A 2890-nucleotide genomic window follows, 5' to 3' on the forward strand; every position below is an offset into this window, starting at 1 on the left:
CTTGGGTGCGGGGGAGGGTGGGCCTCGCGTCGGCGAGGGTCGGGAGAGGGGAGCGCCCTTTCAGGCATCGTCGCTTCCCTCTCCCGACCCGCTTCAGGGGGGAGGAGAGGGCGCGTTTCACGAGATGGTCCGGGTCGTTGATCCCGCCCGCTGGGGCGATGCCGTGATCGCCCGCCGCGACGTGCCGACGAGCTACCACCTCGCCGTCGTGGTCGACGACGCGCATCAGGGCGTCACCCACGTGGTCCGCGGCCGCGACCTCGAGGCGGCGACAGACCTGCACGTCCTGCTCCAGGCGCTTCTCGGCCTGCCGACCCCGCGCTACCACCATCACGCCCTGGTCCTCGGCCCGGACGGGGGCAAGCTCGCGAAGTCGAAGGGGTCTGAGACCCTCGCCGACCGGGGCGCGCGGGGCGAAACACCGGAGACGATCCGCGCGGCGCTCGGCTTCGCCTGAAGCGCCGGCTCGCCGTGGGAAGGCCGCCTCAGCGCACCGCCGCGTCGCGCTGCGCCATCGCGGTGGCGCTCTTCGACTTCTGCATCACCGCGTCGATCTGCTCGCGCTGGCGCTTGAACTCGGCGAGCATCCGCCCGTCGAGCTCGCGCCCGCGCGGCACGCGGATCTTCATCGGGTCGACGAAGTGGCCGTTGATGATGACCTCGTAGTGCAGGTGCGCGCCGGTGGAGAGCCCGGTGGAGCCGACATAGCCGATCACCTGGCCCTGCCGCACCCGCGCGCCTTCGGTGACGCCGCGCCCGAACCGCGACATGTGGTTGTAGGTGGTGACGTAGCCGTTGATGTGCTGGATCTCGACCCGGCGTCCGTAGCCCGAGGTCATCTCGGCCCGGATCACGGTGCCGTTCCCGGCCGCCACGATCGGCGTGCCGATCGGGTTCGACCAGTCGACGCCGGTGTGGAGCTTGGCGTAGCCGAGCACCGGGTGGCGGCGGTAGCCGAAGCCCGAGCGCATGATCCCGTCGGCGATCGGCTTGCGGATCAGGAACTTCTTGAGCGAGCGGCCCTGGTCGTCGAGGTAGTCGATCGAGCCGTCGTCGGGCGACTGGAAGCGGTAGACCTTGCGGCTCTCGCCGCCGAGGTTGAGCGAGGCGTAGAGCAGGTCCGGCCGGTCGGCGCTGGCGCCGGCATCCTCGTCGTAGGTGTAGAACACGTCGAGGCCGTCGCCGGCCGAGATCCGCCGCTGGAAGTCGAGATCGTAGCTGAACACCCGCACGATGTCCTCGACGGTCGCCCGCGGCAGGTCGTGCCGGGCCGCGGTCTCGTAGAGGCTCTGGTAGAGGCGCGGGCCCGAGCCGCCGTCCTCGTCCTCGTCCTCTGAATTCTCGGCGCTCGCGGCGGGCTTCTGCGAGGGCGTGTCCTCCGGCGGTGGGGCCACCGAGACGAAGGCCCCGCGGTCGTTGATCGCGGCGATCCCCTCGATCCCGCCCTCGCCGTAGAGCACCACGCGGGTCACCTGCCGCGGATCGCCCGGCTTCGCGCCCGGCGCGATCTGGAGCCGGAACTGCTGGCCCTCGGCCAGCGCGCCGGTCTTGGCCTTGCCGCCGAGCGCCGTGACGATGCCGCGGATCTGGTCCTCGGAGGCGAAGCCGGTGGTGCGCACCACCGCCTCCAGCGTGTCGCCGCGCTTCAGGGCGAGGTCGCGCTCCTCGACGATCGGCGTCTCGTTGGGGCGCAGCTCGACCTTGGCGAGCTTGGTCACGTTCTCGGGGACGACCAGCACCTCGATCGACTTGAACGGGTTGCCGTCGGCGGCATTGCCGGCCTTGGGGCCGCCGTCCTTGGCCCCGCCGTCGAAGTCGGGTGCCGTCGCGCCCTGGAGCGTGCGCGACAGGAGGATCTGCGGCGCGATCGGGATCGCGGTGCGCCGGCCGGCCTCCGCGGTGCTGCGACGCTCCTCCTCGACCTGCGCCGTCACGTCGTCGTCCGACAGCGCGGCCGCCCCGGCCTCGACCGCCGCGTCGACGAGGTCGCGCTTGACCACGCTGACCTCGGCGCCCGGCGCGTCGGCGGAGCCGGCATCGGCGGCGCGCTCGAGCGGCTCGTCGGACACGAACTTCATCGGATCGAATTTCGGGATGTCGCTGGCGAACACCCCGGTCGACATCGAGAGCGCCGTGGTGATCCGGACGAAGGGCCGGACCTTGATGATCTCGCGATCGCCGAGCCGTACCGTCACCGGGGAGCGGAAGCTCTGCTTGGCCGAGGCGATCATGAGGTTGCGCACGAGCCGGTCGCCCTTGCGCGCGAGATTGGCGCCGCCCTCGCTCGGCTGCGGCCGGGCGGGGATGCTCACCCGCTCGGGGATCGCGGCGAAGGAGGCTTCGCCCTGCAGCGAGACGTGGAGCGCCGCGCCGATCAGCGCGGCCCCGGTCAGGCCGGTGAGGGCGGAGGCGCAGAGCCAGCGCAGGTTCACCTCGCGCCGATCGATGCGCGTCGCATCCGGTCCGAGCAGGTCGAGGGCGGGCTGGATCCCGTGGGCGTAGCCCGGCAGGGTCCGCGGGCCGCTGGCCTCGCCGATCTTGAGACGGTCGCGGTTCACCAAGAGCGCCTTGTCGGAGGAGGGCGGCATCGCAGCCGCCAAGACATCAGCATGTCGAAGGGCAGCATGTCGAGATTGAGGCGCCTCGCGCGCGAGCGCGTTTCCCCTCCCTCCGGTCGAGCGGATCCCCTTCACCCCGAAACGCCGAACGCACCCGCCTCACGATCGCTGGAGGGCCGTCCGGGCGGCCTGTCGTGGTTCTGTCGTCGAAATCGGAGAAAGTTCCGTTTTGGCTGTTGACGGGTGTCTGAGCGGTCCGTATACCCCTGTTCATCGAGACGGGGCGGCGGCGACGCGGTTCTGGACTTGGTCCACCGACATGACGAGCGATG

2 protein-coding genes are annotated in these 2890 nt (G+C 71.2%); one reads left to right on the plus strand and one right to left on the minus strand.

The genetic code is table 11. The features are described from left to right. The coding region (locus MKK55_RS03425) for a glutamate--tRNA ligase family protein (protein WP_409566008.1) at positions 1–457 on the plus strand (457 nt) is incomplete at its 5' end. A 28-nt stretch (positions 458–485) separates the two neighbouring features. On the opposite strand, the gene MKK55_RS03430 is transcribed toward MKK55_RS03425, so the two are convergent. Beyond that, the gene (locus MKK55_RS03430) at positions 486–2558 is read right to left on the minus strand and encodes a M23 family metallopeptidase (protein ID WP_243933298.1); all 2073 of its coding nucleotides are present in this window, start codon (positions 2556–2558) and stop codon (positions 486–488) included. Positions 2559–2890 lie beyond the last annotated feature (332 nt).

Origin of the sequence: Methylobacterium sp. J-059 (genome assembly GCF_022829485.1) — a bacterium.
Classification (GTDB): Bacteria; Pseudomonadota; Alphaproteobacteria; order Rhizobiales; family Beijerinckiaceae; genus Methylobacterium.